This window comes from Bacillus sp. FSL K6-1338 (assembly GCF_038006965.1).
Taxonomy (GTDB): domain Bacteria; phylum Bacillota; class Bacilli; order Bacillales; family Bacillaceae_G; genus Bacillus_A; species Bacillus_A thuringiensis_S.
Genome location: NZ_JBBOWI010000001.1, coordinates 4590059 through 4605360, shown reverse-complemented (window position 1 = coordinate 4605360; position 15302 = coordinate 4590059). Strand labels below are relative to the sequence as shown.

Genomic DNA, 15302 nt, shown 5'->3' with positions numbered 1-15302 from the left:
AGACACTTCAACCGAAGTGTCTTTTTTTATTTTAGTGATACCCTTTAGCAGAGTCTTTATGAATTTTATTTTTAAAGATACTGTAGCTCCAAAGCTGATATCCAATAACGATTGGTACCATGACCATTGCAACGAAGAACATAATCTTTAAGTTTAATTGACTACCAGCTGCGTTGTATAACGTTGTACTGTATGCATCGTTAATACGAGATGGTAACATTCTTGGGAACATACCTGCAAAGCCAGTTGTCATAAACATTGCGATTGTTAGGCAAACGAATGTGAATGCAAGGCCAATTTTATGTTTGTACACCATAATAAGTGCGAGTACACTCATTAACATTGCAAGTACTGGAAGAATGAATAGTACCGGATATTCCGTAAAGTTTTGGAACAAGTTTGTCCGATTAGCAGTTGCTACATAGAAGATAGCTAAAATAATAGCTGCTGCCATTGAAAACGGTCTCGCGATTTTATAAGCACGGTCGGATACTTCACCAGTCGTTTTAATCATGACCCAAAGGGCACCGGATACGACAAATATAGCAGTGAAGAACAATCCTCCTAAAATACCGTAATGGTTTAATAAGCTAAGTAAATTTCCTTCATAACCATTTTTTCCGATTTGTAGTCCGTAATAAAGATTAGCGAACGTAACACCGAATAGGAAAGCAATTAAAAAACTCCCAATTGCAAATGCCCATTTACAAGTTTTTTGCCAAATCGGTGAATCATCTTTATGCATGAATTCCAGCCCAGCGGCACGAGCAAATAGTGCAAGTAATATTAAGAATAACGGTGTATAGAGATAACTAAACATATTTGCATATGTGACTGGGAAGGCAGCAAATGTTGCGCCACCAGCTGTAATTAACCATACTTCATTACCGCCCCAGAATGGACCAATTGCTTCTTGTAATTGATTTCGTTCTTGTCGATCTTTCGTAACGAAAGGGAAAATCATTCCGTTACCAAGTGCATACCCATCAAGAATGAAGTAAACTGTCCAAATCACGCCCCATAAACCAAACCAGATGATTGCAAGCATATCATGAGACATGAGCCACACCTCCCTCAGTAGCAGGTTCTTCTAATGCTGCAGGTCCTTTTTTCGCGAACTTCAGCATTAAGTATACGTCTGCAATTAAAAGTAAAGTGTAGAACAAAATTAAACTAATTAATGAGAACCAAATTTGTGGAACTGATATAGGCGATACAGATTCTGCTGTACGCATTAGTTTATATACTGTCCATGGTTGACGACCTACTTCAGCGACAATCCATCCTGCGTTAATCGCGATATAAGGAAGTAAGACAGACCATATTGTAATTTTTAAATAACGTTTTGAGTTTTCTAGTTTTCCTTTTCGGTTTAAATAGAAGCCGTACCAAGTTAATGCCATAAAGAACATACCAAGTGCAACCATTAAGCGGAAGCTATAATACACGAGGTTAACATTTGGACGTTCATCTTTCGGAATATCTTTTAAACCAACAATTTCGCCATCAAATGAGTTTGTATAGAAGAAGCTTCCAAGTTTTGGAATCGTAAGGAATTCAAAGTTCTTCTCATTTTTTACATCAGGAATTTGAACAATTGAGAAGCCTTGTCCTTTTCCAGTTTCCCAAACTGCTTCCATCGCAGCTCCTTTTGCTGGTTGATATTTAGCTGCTGATACACCAGATTGATGTCCCATAAACGGTGTAATTGTTGCGGCGAATAAACCTAGCATTAAACCAAACTTAAATGATTTTTTGAAGAATTCCACTTCGTTTTTACGTAATAAGTGATAGGCACTAATTGCCATAACGAAGAAAGCACCTACGATATAACAACCAATGACAGTATGGAAGAACATATTCCAAGCATATGGATTTGTAACGAGTGCCCAGAAGTCATTTAATTCAGCGCGGCCGTTACGTACTACGTAGCCAACAGGGTTTTGCATAAAGCCGTTTGCTGTAATAATCCAAAGTGCGGAAATATTTGTTCCAAGTGCAACCATCCACATACAGAAGGCACGGAACTTTGGTGAAATTTTGTCTTTACCGAATAACCATATTCCCATGAAAGTAGATTCTAAGAAGAAGGCAACAAGTGCTTCAATTGCGAGAGGTGATCCGAAAATATCTCCCATATATTTGGAGTACTCAGACCAGTTTGTTCCAAATTGGAATTCCATCGTAATCCCGGTTATAATCCCCATTACGAAGTTAATTGTAAATAATTTACCCCAGAAATTTGCCATTTTACGGTATGTTGGATTCAATGTGCGGGCGTATTGAGTTTCCATACATGCTACTAAAATGACAAGTCCGATTGTCAAAGGTACAAATAAAAAGTGATAAAAAATAGTAATTGCAAATTGAAAACGACTCAGTAACAGAACGTCGGACATAATGAATATTCACTCCTTTTTTACATTATCTACAATCAGTTTATAGTGAAAATACGTTTGAAATAGAGGGGACTTGTTACAAAGGTGTGTGTATATTTTGAAAGAATTATGTCGATTATCTGAAAATATCCTATTTTTACTATAAAGCGATATCCTTTTTGAGTTTTTCATATTTTGGTACACTATATAAGTAATGTAAATGAGAGAAAAGAGGGTTTTTTACTATGAAGTCATTAGAAGAGATTTTACAATACAATGAAAAATTTGTTGAAGAGAAAAGATACGAAGAGTATGAAACGGGAAAATTCCCGAATAAAAAAATGGTAATTATCTCTTGTATGGATACTCGTCTTGTTGAATTATTACCAAAAGCAATGAATATGCGTAACGGTGATGTGAAAATTATTAAAGTAGCAGGAGCTGTTATCTCACATCCATTCGGAAGTATTATGCGTAGTATTTTAGTTGCTGTATATGAACTTGGTGCTGATGAAGTTTGTGTAGTTGGTCACCACGATTGCGGTATGGCAAAAATTCAGGCAAGCAGTACAATTGAGAAGATGAAAGAGCGCGGTATAACAAATGAGAAATTAGATACACTCCGTTATTCTGGAATCGATTTAGAAAGATTCTTACAAGGGTTCTCTAGTGTAGAAGAAAGTGTAGAACATAGTGTATCAATACTTCGCAACCATCCATTACTTCCAGAAGAAGTACCTGTTCACGGTCTTGTTATAGATCCTGATACAGGAAAATTAGATTTAGTTGTGAATGGTTACGACAATTAAGAATTTACTTTGTCATCCTTTTTATCTGGGACAGGATCAAATCCTCCCGGGTGGAAAGGGTGACATTTTAATATACGCTTACAAGTAAGCCAAAAACCTTTGAGTGCACCATGTTTTTGAAACGCCTCTAATCCGTAATGAGAACAAGTTGGATAAAAGCGGCATGTTGGTGGTGTCATCGGAGAAATGAACTTTTGATAAAAGCGTATAATCCCAATAAAAATCTGTTTCATAATGGTCTCCTTTTCAGCATACTCTTAAAGTATTATAGCACGACTGTACATAATACTTTACTAATGTGAATTTCCGTTATATCATATTGGATATAACGGAATTAAATTAAAAGCGGGAGAGATGTTGTATGCCATCAGTAGAAAGCTTTGAATTAGATCATACGATTGTAAAGGCACCTTATGTAAGACATTGCGGAGTTCACAATGTAGGTAGTGACGGTATTGTAAATAAATTTGATATTCGTTTCTGCCAACCGAATAAACAAGCAATGAAACCAGATGTTATTCATACGTTAGAGCATTTATTAGCATTTAATTTACGTAAATATATTGATCGTTATCCGCATTTTGATATTATCGATATTTCACCGATGGGCTGCCAAACAGGATATTATCTTGTAGTGAGCGGAACACCGACAGTTCGAGAAATCATTGATTTATTAGAACTAACATTAAAAGATGCGGTTCAAATTACAGAAATTCCGGCTGCAAATGAAACGCAATGTGGTCAAGCGAAGCTTCATGACTTAGAAGGAGCACAACGCTTAATGAACTTCTGGCTAAGCCAAGATAAAGATGAACTTGAGAAAGTGTTTGGATAAAGAAAAACTGCCTGTTAAAGGGCAGTTTTTTATTTGTAAAAGAGAAAAGTACAGGTTTTATAGAAAAACGATGAGTTTCACTTATGAGCATTTTTAAGAAATGAAAGGCAGTAGGTGAATATATTAATGAGAGCTCCTGTTTGAAAAACAGGAGTTTTTTGTGTGAATGGAGTATTGACTTTAACGTATACGTCAAAGTTTATAGTGAAGATAAATAAGGCGTGAGGAGGAAACGATGGATAAGTATAGCATTGGTGAAATTTCAAAAGAAACGAATGTAACGACGAGAACACTTAGATATTATGAGGAAATTGGATTATTAAAACCGTCGTACGTTGCTGAGTCAGGATATCGTTACTATTCAAAAGATGATGTAATTACATTGCAACAAATAACAACGTTTAAAAAGCTTGGTTTTAAGCTTTCGGAAATAAAAAAAGTGTTAAAAGAGGAAAAGGGGAATTCAGAAGAAAGATGGAAAAGTGCAATTCAAAATGAAATTCAAACAATACAAGCGGAAGTAAAAAGATTAAAGGACTTAGAAAAACTATTATATACAGCATTTCATTCCATTGAATTAACAGGAGAGCTTAAAACAGAAGATTTAATGTTATTCATAAAATCAGTACAGGGAATTGAGCAGAGAGAAAATTTCCGACAAAAATATTTTACGGAGGAAGAACAGAAGGTTATAGAGGATTTACCAACACTTGAAGAAAACGATGAAAGAACAAAAGAATGGTTACAAGTATTAAGAGAAATTCGTCAGCGTATAAATGAACCAGTAGATTCACCGGAAATTCAAATGTTAGCGGAAAGGGTAGTGGCTTTTTCAATGCACGTATTTCATGAAGATGAACAATTAATAAATAAGTATTGGGATTTAATTAAACCTGAAGAGGGAGAGATTGCAAGAGTATACGGACTTGATTTAGAAACGATGAATTATATAGAAAAGATGATAGATTGTTATTTAAAAAAGGAGGAGGGTAAATGACTGGCGCGGGAAAAGAGAAGCTATATGGAATTAAGCATGCGCGGATGGAGAGGCAATATTTTTATAAGCATCTGGGGATTTTCATTTTTGCACAGATTCTATTTATTTTTATAGTAGGGCTTGTACCAGCTCAAGAGTTGCCAAGCGGTTCCTATTTCCTTCATATGAAAGAGTGGATTTTAAATAAACAAATTGGATTTTATAAAAATGAAACGATTAATACGATTACAAGTGTCTGGACATCAGTGCTTATTATTCATTTTATATGGGCGATGTCTTACATTCTTTTTCCGAAAAAGAAGCGTAATTCTTCGAAACAAGAAACAAGAGAAGAGATAAAAGAAGAAGTGAAAAAGAAAAAGGAGATTAGCATAAATAGGGCGTGGATGTATTTAGTATTTGGGGGCTTAATTGAAATATATTGGGCGACAGGATTAAAAACAAATTCAATGAGTATTTTGACACTCATTGCAATTTTAGTGAGCTTTCAACTACTAATTGAAGCAACTAAAAAAATTCCAATTGGTACGGCATATGCAGTATTTACTGGAATTGGTACAGTTGGAACGATATTGGTAGATATTTTATATTTCAAAGAACCATTTTCGCTCATCAAAATTTTCCTCGTTTGCTTATTGGCACTATTTATTATCGGATTGAAATTTAGTGGGAATAAGGAAGAGGTGAAATAAAGTGGCATGGATCTATTTAATTATAGCTGGGCTCTTTGAAATTGTCGGTGTAATTGGGATAAAGAAAGTAGCAAAAAATAATAGTTGGACGAATAATATTATTTTAATAGGTGGTTTTATTATTAGTTTTCAATTTTTAACGATGGCGCTTCAAGAAATTCAGTTATCGATCGCATATGCAGTTTGGACTGGAATCGGAACGCTCGGGGCAGCAGTTGTCGGTATTTTATTTTTTCAAGAACCTAAAAACGCTTTTCGAATTATTTGTATTGTTGGGATTATGGGGACGATTATTGGATTGAAAGTAGTGAGTTAAAGAAGAGCACACAAGCTCTTCTTTTTTATGGAAGTATGTCAGAAATCCCAACGAAGAAAGTGATTATCCCAACTATAAAACAAAAGATAGCTTTCGATTTTTGCTTTTGTTGTATTTCAGCAACTCCCGAAAGAATAAATGTGATGCTTAAAAGGATAAATACATAAGAGAAAAGAATAGAAATTCGTGTAAAAAGACTAAAAAAAGCAAGAATAAAAGCAATAGCAGATAGTAAGATTCGAAGGTTTGTTAGCATAGTATCCTCCAATTTATTAACTGTTTAAAAAATCCAAATTAGTGAGAGGTAATGGTCAGTAGGTGATTGGAAATTACATGTTATCTTTAGTGAAAGTAGTTCGATATTACAATGAAGAGCATAAGACTAGAAACGAAAAAATGCGAGATACCCATTGATTTTCTTCCGGATTTCAGTTCATTAATTCCTAGAAGAATAAAGAAACAACTGAGAGCAAATTGCATGTATGGGAGAAGTGTGAAGTTGTCGGTAGCAAGAGAATAAGTGCAAAGAGAGAGTGTGAGAAGCATGAAAAAATAGCGTAATCCAGTTAGCATTGTATACCTCCTTTAAAGGGACTATTTATCGAAATATTTCTGAGAAGCCAAGAAATAAAGCACCAGCTCCTGCTAACAGAGCAAGTATACTACCACCTTTTTGCTGCTTTAAGATTTCCTCTATACTAATAACGAAAGCCATCATCCCTAAAAAGATGAACATATAAGGCATAATTTCTCTATTACTAGTAAAGAAACTATAGATTGCTATACATAAAGCAATAAGTGATAAAGTAATCCGTACTCCTTTTAGCATGCATGTACCTCCTTTTATTTTATATAGCTAATGATGAGAACAATCCAAATGAAAGCACCGGAAATAATACAAATAAGCCCAGTTGCTGCCTCCTTTTTCTTTATTTGTTCAAATGCGATGAGAAACATTAAAGCCCCTAATAGAAATTGTGAAAGAGGTAGAAAATTATTTTGACCTGTATATAATCCAATTGCCGACATAACGAACACAGTGAGTGCGATTGTGATGCGGAGTATACGAAGCATATTAGGAATTCTCCTTATTCTTTTTTGTATAAGGATTATCTTCTAGTTTATCGACGTAATGTTTATAAGCATAGCCTTTATTAATTGTCATGATGGAGAGTACGAGGATGATTAGGACGATGATAATACCGATAATTAATATTTTGAACATAAAACCCCTCCTTTTCTTTATTTTACATAATTTTGTAATTGATGAAAACAATAGAAAATAAAAGGATGAAAGAAGGGTGTTACATGGAAACGAAAAAAACATATTATATATCAATAGGAAATGGTCAAATTTCACAAGTGAAGACGGCGGATACGTATAATTTTGAAATTTATGCAAATGATGAGGAAATTACGGAATTAAGAGAGCACTTCGATCAAGCATATGTAGAAGATTTAGGTTCATTTGTACGCTCCCACGTTCCATTTGTTGAGTATCATCACGATTCAAATAATGACCGATATGATGAACAACTACAAAAAGCATATAAAATGATTTACGATTTAGGAAATCATGAGACGAAAGAATTAGTCGCGCAAATGGGAATAATCAATGGATTGTAATTGGATAATATTATGCAGAAAAGCGAGAATATGCTACAATTTGTGGTAGGAAAAACTTGTAACCATCAATAGGGGAGTAATGGCATGTACAAATTTAAAGATTATTACCACAACACTGTACAATTATCGTTTGAACGTTATCCATTTTCTCCTGAGCCAAAGCATGTTTGGGTTGTATGCCGGTACGGGGATCAATGGTTATTAACACATCATTTACGTCGTGGTCTTGAATTTCCAGGTGGTAAAGTAGAACTAGGGGAAACACCGGAAGAAGCGGCAGTTCGAGAGGTTCATGAAGAAACTGGCGGCATAGTTTCTGATTTAACTTACTTAGGACAATATAAAGTATCTGGAAAAGACAAAATAATCATTAAAAACATTTATTTTGCAACAATTAGTGCGGTAGAAGAACATACGCATTACGAAGAAACGAAAGGGTCTGTTTTATTAAAAGACATTCCTGACAACATTAAAACGAACAGAAAATTTAGCTTTATAATGCGCGATGACGTATTAGCGCGTACGATGAAACATATAGAAGAAATCGGCTGTTTTACGAAGTAAAGTAGCCGGTTTCTTTTTTTGTATGTAATAATAAATGTAAATATATCTTTATGTTATTTTTGGGTATATTATACAATTTTGCGAAGATATACTTACATTTTAGGAGGGGGAAGATGGATAAAAGAAAAGAAACGACTGTTACTGTTTCGATGGTTAAATTAAACTTTTCTTTATTTTTTATAATAATTGCTTTGTCGTTTGGAATAGGTTATTTGCATATATTTCTTTCAGGTGGGGTCCAAGTTGAAGTTACATTATTAACGATGTTTCTGTTTATTATTGCAATGATTGTTCTCGTCTGTATTCATGAAGCGATACATTTAATAGGATTTCGCTATATCGGAGGTATTCCGTGGAGTGAACTAAAATGGGGCGTTAATTGGAAATTAGGTGTTGCATATGCTCATTCTAAACAGGCGGTTACAGTAAAGCAAATGAAGAAAGTGTTAATGCTTCCGTTTTTACCAACTGGAATTTTGCCAATTGTATTGGGATTAGCTATGAATCTGGAGCCACTCTCATTTTTAGGAATTCTACTAACAGCAGGTTGTATCGGTGACATTGCCTTATATCAAAAAGTTTCAAAGTTTCCAGATGATGCGCTAGTAAAAGATCATCCGAGTAAACCACAGTTTACAGTATATGAATAAAGAAAGAGGAGGCGTTTTTGAGCAACGGCCTCCTCTTATTATGGTCACTTTTTGTTGGTAAATCGCTGATATAATTTATTTGCTATTATTGTATTTTTATCTCTACCTCTAAAAATGAAAGAACCTCTAATAAATCATCTACGATACGTGAATGCTTAAAATCACCCCAAAATGAATCTTTTTTCCAAACACCAAGAATCCCTACTTGTTCAGAACCAAGCACATCGTTTTCTGGATGATCTCCAACATAAAGACATTCTTCTGCCTTAACATCTAGTCTTTGCAAAGCACGTTCGAAAATTTCAGGGTGAGGTTTTTTAATTCCTTCAGTTTCTGAAACGAGAATGGTGTTTGTATACGTATGTATATGTAGTGCTCGAAGGTTGCTCATCTGAAATTCAGTAAAACCATTTGTGATAATACCAATTTTAATGTTTCGCTGTTTTAACTGTTGAAGTAGTTCATGCGTGTTTTTGAAAGAAATACAATGATGTTGGAAGTTTGTAATATAGTCGTGTAGCAGTTGCTCTTGCGTTAAAGTAGTAATGTTGTATTCGGAAAGGAGAGTAGCATACACTTTACCCTTCCACGTATAGCCATTATTATCAAGTTCAAGAAATCGAGAACAATACTCGGATTTTTCTATGCCCATCAAATGTGAGGCGAAGCGATTATATTGGTCACAAATAAATTGTTCTAAAGATTGGCGCCGATCTAATAGTGTGCCATCTAAGTCGAATAAGATTGCACGAATCATGGGAAACCTCCTTGCAGTTTTTATAATTAATTATCGCATAATCACAAAAAAATGATTATGATATTTTGTAGAATGGAATAATGGGGGATTGTATGAAGAAACTGTATGGCAAGTTAATGTGTTGTATGATAGCAAGCAGTTTAGTTGCAGGATGCGATAGTGCTATTGAGGTTACGAAAGAAAAAGAAATTTGTAAAACAGAAGAAGAGTGCACGCAAATAGGAGATAAAACATTACAAAAAGTATATAAAAAGATAGAGGGACTTTCAGAACTTGAAAAAGTAGAGGATTATGACATAGAAGAGTATGAAAGTATGAATATGAAAGAGGCGGAACAGAAAAAAGAAGAGGATGACAATTATTTCTTTTTAGCTTCTTATTATATCGATGATGATGAAATTGTAGATCCTTATTTTGAGAAATTGGATCGTAAGAGATTGAATAAAGCTTTTGCAGATGACGAAGTAGCAAAAGATGATTTGTTAAGCCAGCGGCAAGATAGAGAGTATCATGAAACTTTATGGGACATGTATCGCACTCTCATTCCAGTGAAATATCGTGAGAATATAACAGGGTTTGATCTAATAACGGATGGTTATGATGGCGTTGTTGCTCATGTCATGCCAAGTATGGATGACCCGAGAGATTGGTTGCTTAGTTTAGACGTGCTCGATTCTGGGGTGAATATAGATGAAGTGATGAAAACATTAATTCATGAAACGGCTCACGTATTAACGATTGGGCATAAACAAGTACCAGTGGATAGGAAATATTTAGAGGCGTTTGATGAAGAGAAAGACATTTCATCATATCGAAATAAATGTAAAACGGTGTTCTTGAAAAATGGATGTGCGAGAAAAACTTCGTATATTAACCAATTTTATAATGAATTTTGGAAACCAATTGAACAAGAGTGGACAGAAAAGCAAGTAGAAGAAAGTGAAGAGGCACAAATTAAATTTTATAAAGAAAAGCATGATGAGTTTGTATCGCTGTATGGAACAACAAATGTAACGGAAGATATCGCAGATACATTTACAGCGTTCATTTTACAAGATTCAAAAAAAGTGAAAGAAGGAACAGAGTTAAAATATAAGAAAATTGCTTTCTTCCATCAGTTCCCTGAGCTTGTAAAAATGAGAGCGGAAGTGCTGTCAGGATTATATGATGTTTCGAAAACGATAGAACAACAAAGTGGAGACTAATGCGTTCGATATAGTTTCGTTAAAGTAAAGCGTGAAGAATTTTTAATTCTTTACGTTTTTTCATGTTGATAAAATTGAAAATTCTGTATTTTTATCGAAAAGAAGAAGGAACTGGCGGTATAAAATAGAATTAGTATAAAAATGTCACAATTTAGACACAATTATAATGCGCGTGTTGTAGGGACTATAAGTTTACTCTCGAGGAGGTAATGAAACGTATGAAAACGATTCTTGCTGTTGCTGGTCTCATTTGGGTAATGTCTCACGGTTTTCCGATTTTTGAAGGGGAGCAAATTCGTAGTGCTTTGAATGAAAAGTTTAATGATTATCATGTGATAGATCGAAAAGATAATGTCGTTACAGTACGTGTGAAAGACTGTTTTCATACAGTTACGGTTGCGGATGGAAACATTACAAATGAAACGAAAATGTGTGATAAAAGGTAAAAGAAAGAAGCTGACTATAGCGCACTGTTTTGAGTCAGCTTCTTTTTCTTTTTCCAATTAGAATTTTTTCAAATGCCTCGACAAATACATACATAAGAGTTGCAAGAACACATGTGAGTAGTACGCTAAGTAAGACGAGTGTGAAGTTAAAGACTTGGAATCCGTAGCTAATTAAGTAGCCAAGTCCTTGTTTGGAAACGAGAAGTTCTCCGAAAATAACACCGACCCAGGATAAACCAACGTTTACTTTTAACGTTGAGATAATTGCTGGAAAGGATGCAGGGAGAACGACTTGCTTATAACATTGCCATTTATTTGCGCCAAATGTGTCCATCACTTTTATATAGTTAGAATCGACTTCTTGAAACGCACTGTAAATAACGAGAATGGTAATGATGATGGAAATGATTACTCCCATTGCGATAGAAGATGAAATGTTTGGACCGAAAATAACGATGATGATTGGACCGAGTGCAACTTTTGGCATTGCATTTAGGACGACGAGATAAGGATCAAGTACGCGGGCTAGAAGTGGCATCCACCAAAGAAACGTTGCAATAATAGCACCAAGTACTGTTCCGAGAATGAAGCCTAATCCCGTTTCCAGCAATGTCGTCCATATGTGGACCCAAAGTGAACCGTCGATCCATTTCGTTAAGAAGAGATCCCAAATACTTGAAGGAGAGCTAAAGAGTAAAGGATCAATCCATTCTCTTTTGCTAGATATTTCCCATAGTGCAAAGAAAAGAATAAGTAGTAAAAGTTGTAGAGAGCGAGCAATCCAAGCACGCCTACGTTCTTTCTTTCGAAACTGTTCATGTAGTTGTTTTATATTATCCAAGTCGTTCCAGCTCCTTCCATATATCTTGAAAGAGGGCTGGGAAATCGTAGTGATGGCGTGCTTCTAACGGTGATAAAGAACGGATACTTTCCGGGACGATAAAGGTTTTTGCGATTTTTCCAGGATTCGCTTGCAGTAAATAAATACGATCACTCATCGCGATCGCTTCTTCAATATCGTGAGTAACAAGTAGTGATGTTTTCTTATATTTATTTAGCAAGTTGAAAACGAGTTCTTCTAGTTTTAATTTCGTTTGATAATCGAGTGCGGAGAATGGTTCATCTAGTAATAAAATTTTTGGATCAGTCGCTAATGTTCGAACGAGAGCGGCACGTTGACGCATACCGCCGGATAGTTCACGAGGATATTGTCCTTCTACCCCATGTAGACCGACTTGTTTTAAAAGATTTAAAGTATGTTCTTTCATCTGTTCATCATAAATCTTTCGAATATGAAGTCCAAGCATAATATTTTCTTCAATCGTTTTCCAAGGGAATAAGTAATCTTGTTGCAACATATATCCCATAGATGAAGTTTTCGTTGTAATCGGTTCACCATCTAAAAAGACGATACCGTCAATTGGATCAAGTAGCCCAGCAATGATTGAGAGGAGTGTTGTTTTACCACAACCACTTGGACCGAGTATAGAAATAAATTCGCCTTCTTCCACTTGTAAGCTCATATCTTCGAGAATAAGTTTGGCATTCTCTTTTGCAAAAAAGCAGTGAGAAACGTTACGTATTTGTAAAAAACTCATACACTTCGCCTCTATTTCTTAATAACGCTTTCGGCAATTTTTGTATTGACGAGCGCTTCATGTGGAACTTCTTTTTGTAATTCGCCAGCGTCTTTCATAATAGTTTGGAGCTGTTTCCATTCTTCCGCATCTAGTAGTGGATTTGTCGCATAAGAATGCTGTTTTTTATACCGTTCAATTACTTGTATTGTTATGTCTTTTGAAGTGTCTTTAAATAGCGGAGAAACAGCATCAGCAATCTCTTCTGGGCTATGTGTATCAACCCATTGCTGTGCTTTATAGAGCGCACGTGTGAACTTTTCAGCAGCAGCTTTATCTTTCTTTAAGAAACTTTCTTTTGCCATGAACGTTGTATAAGGAACAGTACCAGATTCATTTCCGAATGAAGCGACGATATAACCTTTACCTTCTTTCTCAAGTATACTTGCAGTCGGTTCAAAGAGCTGCACAAACTCTCCAGTACCAGATGCAAAGGCATTTGCAATATTAGCAAACTCAATATTTTGAATTAAGTTTGTATCTTTATGAGGATCAATGCCATTTTTCTTTAAAACGTATTCCCCAACCATTTGCGGCATGCCGCCTTTACGCTGTCCTAAAAATGTAACACCTTTTACGTCATTCCAATTAAAAGAGTCTAGTTTTTTACGTGAAACTAAAAATGTCCCATCTGTTTGTGTAAGCTGTGCAAAGTTAATGATAGGGTCTTTCGCTCCTTGTTGATGAACGTAAATAGAAGTTTCAGAACCGACGAGAGCAATATCAATTCCGCCAGATAATAGGGCGGTCATCGTTTTATCGCCACCGGCTGTTGTTTGTAGGTCAATATCTAGTCCTTCATCTTTAAAAAATCCTTTTTCAATCCCGACATATAACGGGGCGTAGAAGAGAGAATGGGTAACTTCGCCGACACGAATGTTTTGAGTTTGTTCTTTCGTACCTTCTTTTTTATTACTACAAGCAGCAAAAGTAAAAACAGCTAGTAACATGATGCAAAAAATCGCGATTAATTTTTTCACTATATAACACCTCCTAGAAGTCACTCTACAAGCATGATATGTAGGTAAGTGCCTATATGTGAGTGTAGATAGCAGGAATTTTTTGGATGGTAAAGAAGTACAAATATAAGGGGTGATAAAATGGAGTACGAATACGACATGGAATCGATTGCTTATAAGAGGAAGAATGAAGACGTATGGGATGTGTATTTTAATTTTGGAGTATACGGTATTCAGAAAGACGATGTAGAGTTAGGGAGGTTTATGGACGAATATGCTGGTCATTACGTTTTTTCTGTACATGCTCGCGATCTTAGCTGGGAATTTGGAAGTGCCCAGTTTGAAGAGTGGGTTTTGAAAAATCGGATAGTAGAAAAAACGCTACAAAAATAGGAGGAATTTTGTGATTGGATTTCTCATCTTATTATTTATTTTTGTGGCCGGATTTTTTATCATGCAAATGCTTATTTACCGATTTGCCAAGAAAAACATTCATAAATATATGAAAATAAAATGGTTTCATATGTGGCTACATATGAATATGAAAAAAGGTTCGAGATTAGATTTTTTTGATTTTGTAGTTATAGTACTCGTATGTATCGTATGGAAAATATGGCTGCTTCCTTTTATATAATACACATGCTAATCATTTTCTCTTTTATCATAAAATAACGAAAAGAACCTGTCTTGTGGCAGGTTCTTTTCGTTATAGTAATAGTTGTTAAAAACTTGTATTTATACGTAAAGTAGCACTTGTAAAAATGATTTTGGAATATGAATTTTTTCATGTATTCATATCATAAATCTTGTCTTTCTAAGTATAAGTTTTATTTTAATATAATAAAATGAATATATAAGACGAATTTTGACAAAAGAATATATATACTTTTGTTATGCTATGAAAGTTATTAATTTGTAATATATATAGGATGATTTTTTCATGTAAAAAAAAGTATTATTTTCTGTACTTATGGGCTTATATGTAATTGCTTTAAGTGCTTGTAAAAGGTGAGGAAGAAAAAGTAAAAGCAACAACAGATGAGCAAAAAATAGAAGAAGATAAAAAAGTGGCAGAGGAAGAAAAACGTAAGCAAGAAGAACAGCAAAAAGCAGAGGAAGAAAAGCGTAAGCAAGAAGAGCGACGAAAACAAGAGCAACAGAAAGCTCAGCAACAACCTGTACAACAAGAGAGAACACAAAAGCAAGAAAATACAAAACAAACAACGGGCGGGAAACCAACACGATCACAAATTTCAGTTGGTTCACATGTAGTTATCCAATTAGATAATGATTATAGTAAAACAGTGAGTGGTGTTGTGAAAGATATTTTGATAAATACAGAAACACATACATATGGAATTAAAGTGCGATTACAGAATGGACAAATGGGCCGTGTGCAAAGTGTTGGGTAATAAGAAAGAGGTCGGCCAC

General features: G+C 35.0%; 23 protein-coding genes and 1 pseudogene. 13 read left to right on the top strand and 11 right to left on the bottom strand.

The window, feature by feature from the left end; genetic code table 11:
* Positions 1-31 precede the first annotated feature (31 nt).
* Together cydB and cydA are read right to left on the bottom strand one after the other, a co-directional pair.
* Complete coding sequence (gene cydB / locus NZ044_RS23665) at positions 32-1060, bottom strand: cytochrome d ubiquinol oxidase subunit II (protein WP_098506034.1); 1029 nt, start codon at positions 1058-1060, stop codon at positions 32-34.
* Complete coding sequence (gene cydA / locus NZ044_RS23660) at positions 1050-2399, bottom strand: cytochrome ubiquinol oxidase subunit I (protein WP_001286166.1); 1350 nt, start codon at positions 2397-2399, stop codon at positions 1050-1052. The genes cydB and cydA overlap by 11 nt, the downstream gene beginning before the upstream one ends.
* Before the next feature lie 224 nt (positions 2400-2623).
* On the opposite strand from cydA, the gene NZ044_RS23655 reads away from it, so the two are divergent.
* The gene (locus tag NZ044_RS23655; RefSeq protein ID WP_000838173.1) at positions 2624-3187 is read left to right on the top strand and encodes a beta-class carbonic anhydrase; all 564 of its coding nucleotides are present in this window, start codon (positions 2624-2626) and stop codon (positions 3185-3187) included.
* Here NZ044_RS23655 and yidD read toward each other — a convergent pair.
* Positions 3184-3420: a membrane protein insertion efficiency factor YidD gene (gene yidD / locus NZ044_RS23650; RefSeq protein ID WP_000809334.1), complete on the bottom strand. Its 237-nt coding sequence runs from the start codon at positions 3418-3420 to the stop codon at positions 3184-3186. The two genes, NZ044_RS23655 and yidD, sit on opposite strands and share 4 nt — an antisense overlap.
* A gap of 128 nt (positions 3421-3548) precedes the next feature.
* On the opposite strand from yidD, the gene luxS reads away from it, so the two are divergent.
* From luxS to NZ044_RS23630, 4 genes are all read left to right on the top strand, one after another.
* Positions 3549-4022: an S-ribosylhomocysteine lyase LuxS gene (gene luxS, locus NZ044_RS23645; RefSeq protein ID WP_001141371.1), complete on the top strand. Its 474-nt coding sequence runs from the start codon at positions 3549-3551 to the stop codon at positions 4020-4022.
* A 235-nt stretch (positions 4023-4257) separates the two neighbouring features.
* Positions 4258-5019 (top strand): MerR family transcriptional regulator, encoded by a 762-nt coding sequence (locus NZ044_RS23640; RefSeq protein WP_000362242.1) that lies wholly within the window; start codon positions 4258-4260, stop codon positions 5017-5019.
* Positions 5016-5711 carry a DMT family transporter gene (locus NZ044_RS23635; protein ID WP_000145220.1) on the top strand — a complete coding sequence of 232 codons (696 nt, stop codon included), beginning with the start codon at positions 5016-5018 and terminating at the stop codon, positions 5709-5711. Before NZ044_RS23640 ends, NZ044_RS23635 begins: the two co-directional genes overlap by 4 nt.
* A 1-nt stretch (position 5712) precedes the next feature.
* Positions 5713-6027 carry a DMT family transporter gene (locus NZ044_RS23630; RefSeq protein ID WP_000312334.1) on the top strand — a complete coding sequence of 105 codons (315 nt, stop codon included), beginning with the start codon at positions 5713-5715 and terminating at the stop codon, positions 6025-6027.
* Between the two features lie 25 nt (positions 6028-6052).
* Here NZ044_RS23630 and NZ044_RS23625 read toward each other — a convergent pair whose 3' ends face one another.
* From NZ044_RS23625 to ytzI, 4 genes are all read right to left on the bottom strand, one after another.
* Positions 6053-6283 (bottom strand): DUF3953 domain-containing protein, encoded by a 231-nt coding sequence (locus NZ044_RS23625; RefSeq protein WP_000957185.1) that lies wholly within the window; start codon positions 6281-6283, stop codon positions 6053-6055.
* Between the two features lie 342 nt (positions 6284-6625).
* Positions 6626-6856, bottom strand: coding sequence for a DUF3953 domain-containing protein (locus NZ044_RS23620; RefSeq protein WP_000912056.1), 231 nt, complete (start codon positions 6854-6856; stop codon positions 6626-6628).
* A 14-nt stretch (positions 6857-6870) separates the two neighbouring features.
* The gene (locus tag NZ044_RS23615) at positions 6871-7101 is read right to left on the bottom strand and encodes a DUF3953 domain-containing protein (RefSeq protein WP_000944462.1); all 231 of its coding nucleotides are present in this window, start codon (positions 7099-7101) and stop codon (positions 6871-6873) included.
* A 1-nt stretch (position 7102) separates the two neighbouring features.
* Positions 7103-7252 (bottom strand): YtzI protein, encoded by a 150-nt coding sequence (gene ytzI, locus NZ044_RS23610; RefSeq protein ID WP_000472793.1) that lies wholly within the window; start codon positions 7250-7252, stop codon positions 7103-7105.
* Between the two features lie 83 nt (positions 7253-7335).
* Here ytzI and NZ044_RS23605 point away from each other — a divergent pair, with 83 nt between their 5' ends.
* From NZ044_RS23605 to NZ044_RS23595, 3 genes are all read left to right on the top strand, one after another.
* Positions 7336-7653 (top strand): hypothetical protein, encoded by a 318-nt coding sequence (locus tag NZ044_RS23605; RefSeq protein WP_000448411.1) that lies wholly within the window; start codon positions 7336-7338, stop codon positions 7651-7653.
* Between the two features lie 84 nt (positions 7654-7737).
* Positions 7738-8217 carry an antimutator 8-oxo-(dGTP/GTP)ase gene (gene mutTA, locus NZ044_RS23600; RefSeq protein ID WP_000276385.1) on the top strand — a complete coding sequence of 160 codons (480 nt, stop codon included), beginning with the start codon at positions 7738-7740 and terminating at the stop codon, positions 8215-8217.
* Positions 8218-8330: 113 nt separating this feature from the next.
* A complete protein-coding gene (locus NZ044_RS23595; RefSeq protein WP_000361285.1) occupies positions 8331-8867 on the top strand; it encodes a DUF3267 domain-containing protein in 537 nt (178 codons plus the stop codon).
* Between the two features lie 85 nt (positions 8868-8952).
* Here NZ044_RS23595 and NZ044_RS23590 read toward each other — a convergent pair whose 3' ends face one another.
* Positions 8953-9624, bottom strand: coding sequence for an HAD family hydrolase (locus NZ044_RS23590; protein ID WP_000617247.1), 672 nt, complete (start codon positions 9622-9624; stop codon positions 8953-8955).
* 92 nt (positions 9625-9716) lie between these two features.
* Between NZ044_RS23590 and NZ044_RS23585 the strand changes: the two genes are divergently transcribed.
* The gene (locus NZ044_RS23585) at positions 9717-10829 is read left to right on the top strand and encodes a hypothetical protein (RefSeq protein WP_000737816.1); all 1113 of its coding nucleotides are present in this window, start codon (positions 9717-9719) and stop codon (positions 10827-10829) included.
* 218 nt (positions 10830-11047) lie between these two features.
* Positions 11048-11275 (top strand): hypothetical protein, encoded by a 228-nt coding sequence (locus NZ044_RS23580; protein WP_000849112.1) that lies wholly within the window; start codon positions 11048-11050, stop codon positions 11273-11275.
* 34 nt (positions 11276-11309) lie between these two features.
* On the opposite strand, the gene NZ044_RS23575 is transcribed toward NZ044_RS23580, so the two are convergent.
* Genes NZ044_RS23575 through NZ044_RS23565 form a run of 3 tightly spaced genes read right to left on the bottom strand, consistent with a single transcriptional unit; the run spans position 11310 to position 13892 of the window.
* Positions 11310-12116, bottom strand: coding sequence for an ABC transporter permease (locus NZ044_RS23575; RefSeq protein ID WP_118961722.1), 807 nt, complete (start codon positions 12114-12116; stop codon positions 11310-11312).
* A complete protein-coding gene (locus NZ044_RS23570) occupies positions 12109-12873 on the bottom strand; it encodes an ABC transporter ATP-binding protein (protein WP_000009025.1) in 765 nt (254 codons plus the stop codon). The genes NZ044_RS23575 and NZ044_RS23570 overlap by 8 nt, the downstream gene beginning before the upstream one ends.
* Before the next feature lie 11 nt (positions 12874-12884).
* A complete protein-coding gene (locus NZ044_RS23565; protein WP_000733138.1) occupies positions 12885-13892 on the bottom strand; it encodes an ABC transporter substrate-binding protein in 1008 nt (335 codons plus the stop codon).
* Between the two features lie 120 nt (positions 13893-14012).
* Between NZ044_RS23565 and NZ044_RS23560 the strand changes: the two genes are divergently transcribed.
* From NZ044_RS23560 to NZ044_RS23550, 3 genes and pseudogenes are all read left to right on the top strand, one after another.
* The gene (locus NZ044_RS23560; RefSeq protein WP_340950007.1) at positions 14013-14264 is read left to right on the top strand and encodes a DUF3986 family protein; all 252 of its coding nucleotides are present in this window, start codon (positions 14013-14015) and stop codon (positions 14262-14264) included.
* A gap of 10 nt (positions 14265-14274) precedes the next feature.
* The gene (locus NZ044_RS23555) at positions 14275-14505 is read left to right on the top strand and encodes a hypothetical protein (RefSeq protein ID WP_118961723.1); all 231 of its coding nucleotides are present in this window, start codon (positions 14275-14277) and stop codon (positions 14503-14505) included.
* A 336-nt stretch (positions 14506-14841) separates the two neighbouring features.
* Positions 14842-15283: pseudogene (locus NZ044_RS23550) on the top strand (DUF2196 domain-containing protein).
* The last annotated feature ends 19 nt before the right edge of the window (positions 15284-15302 follow it).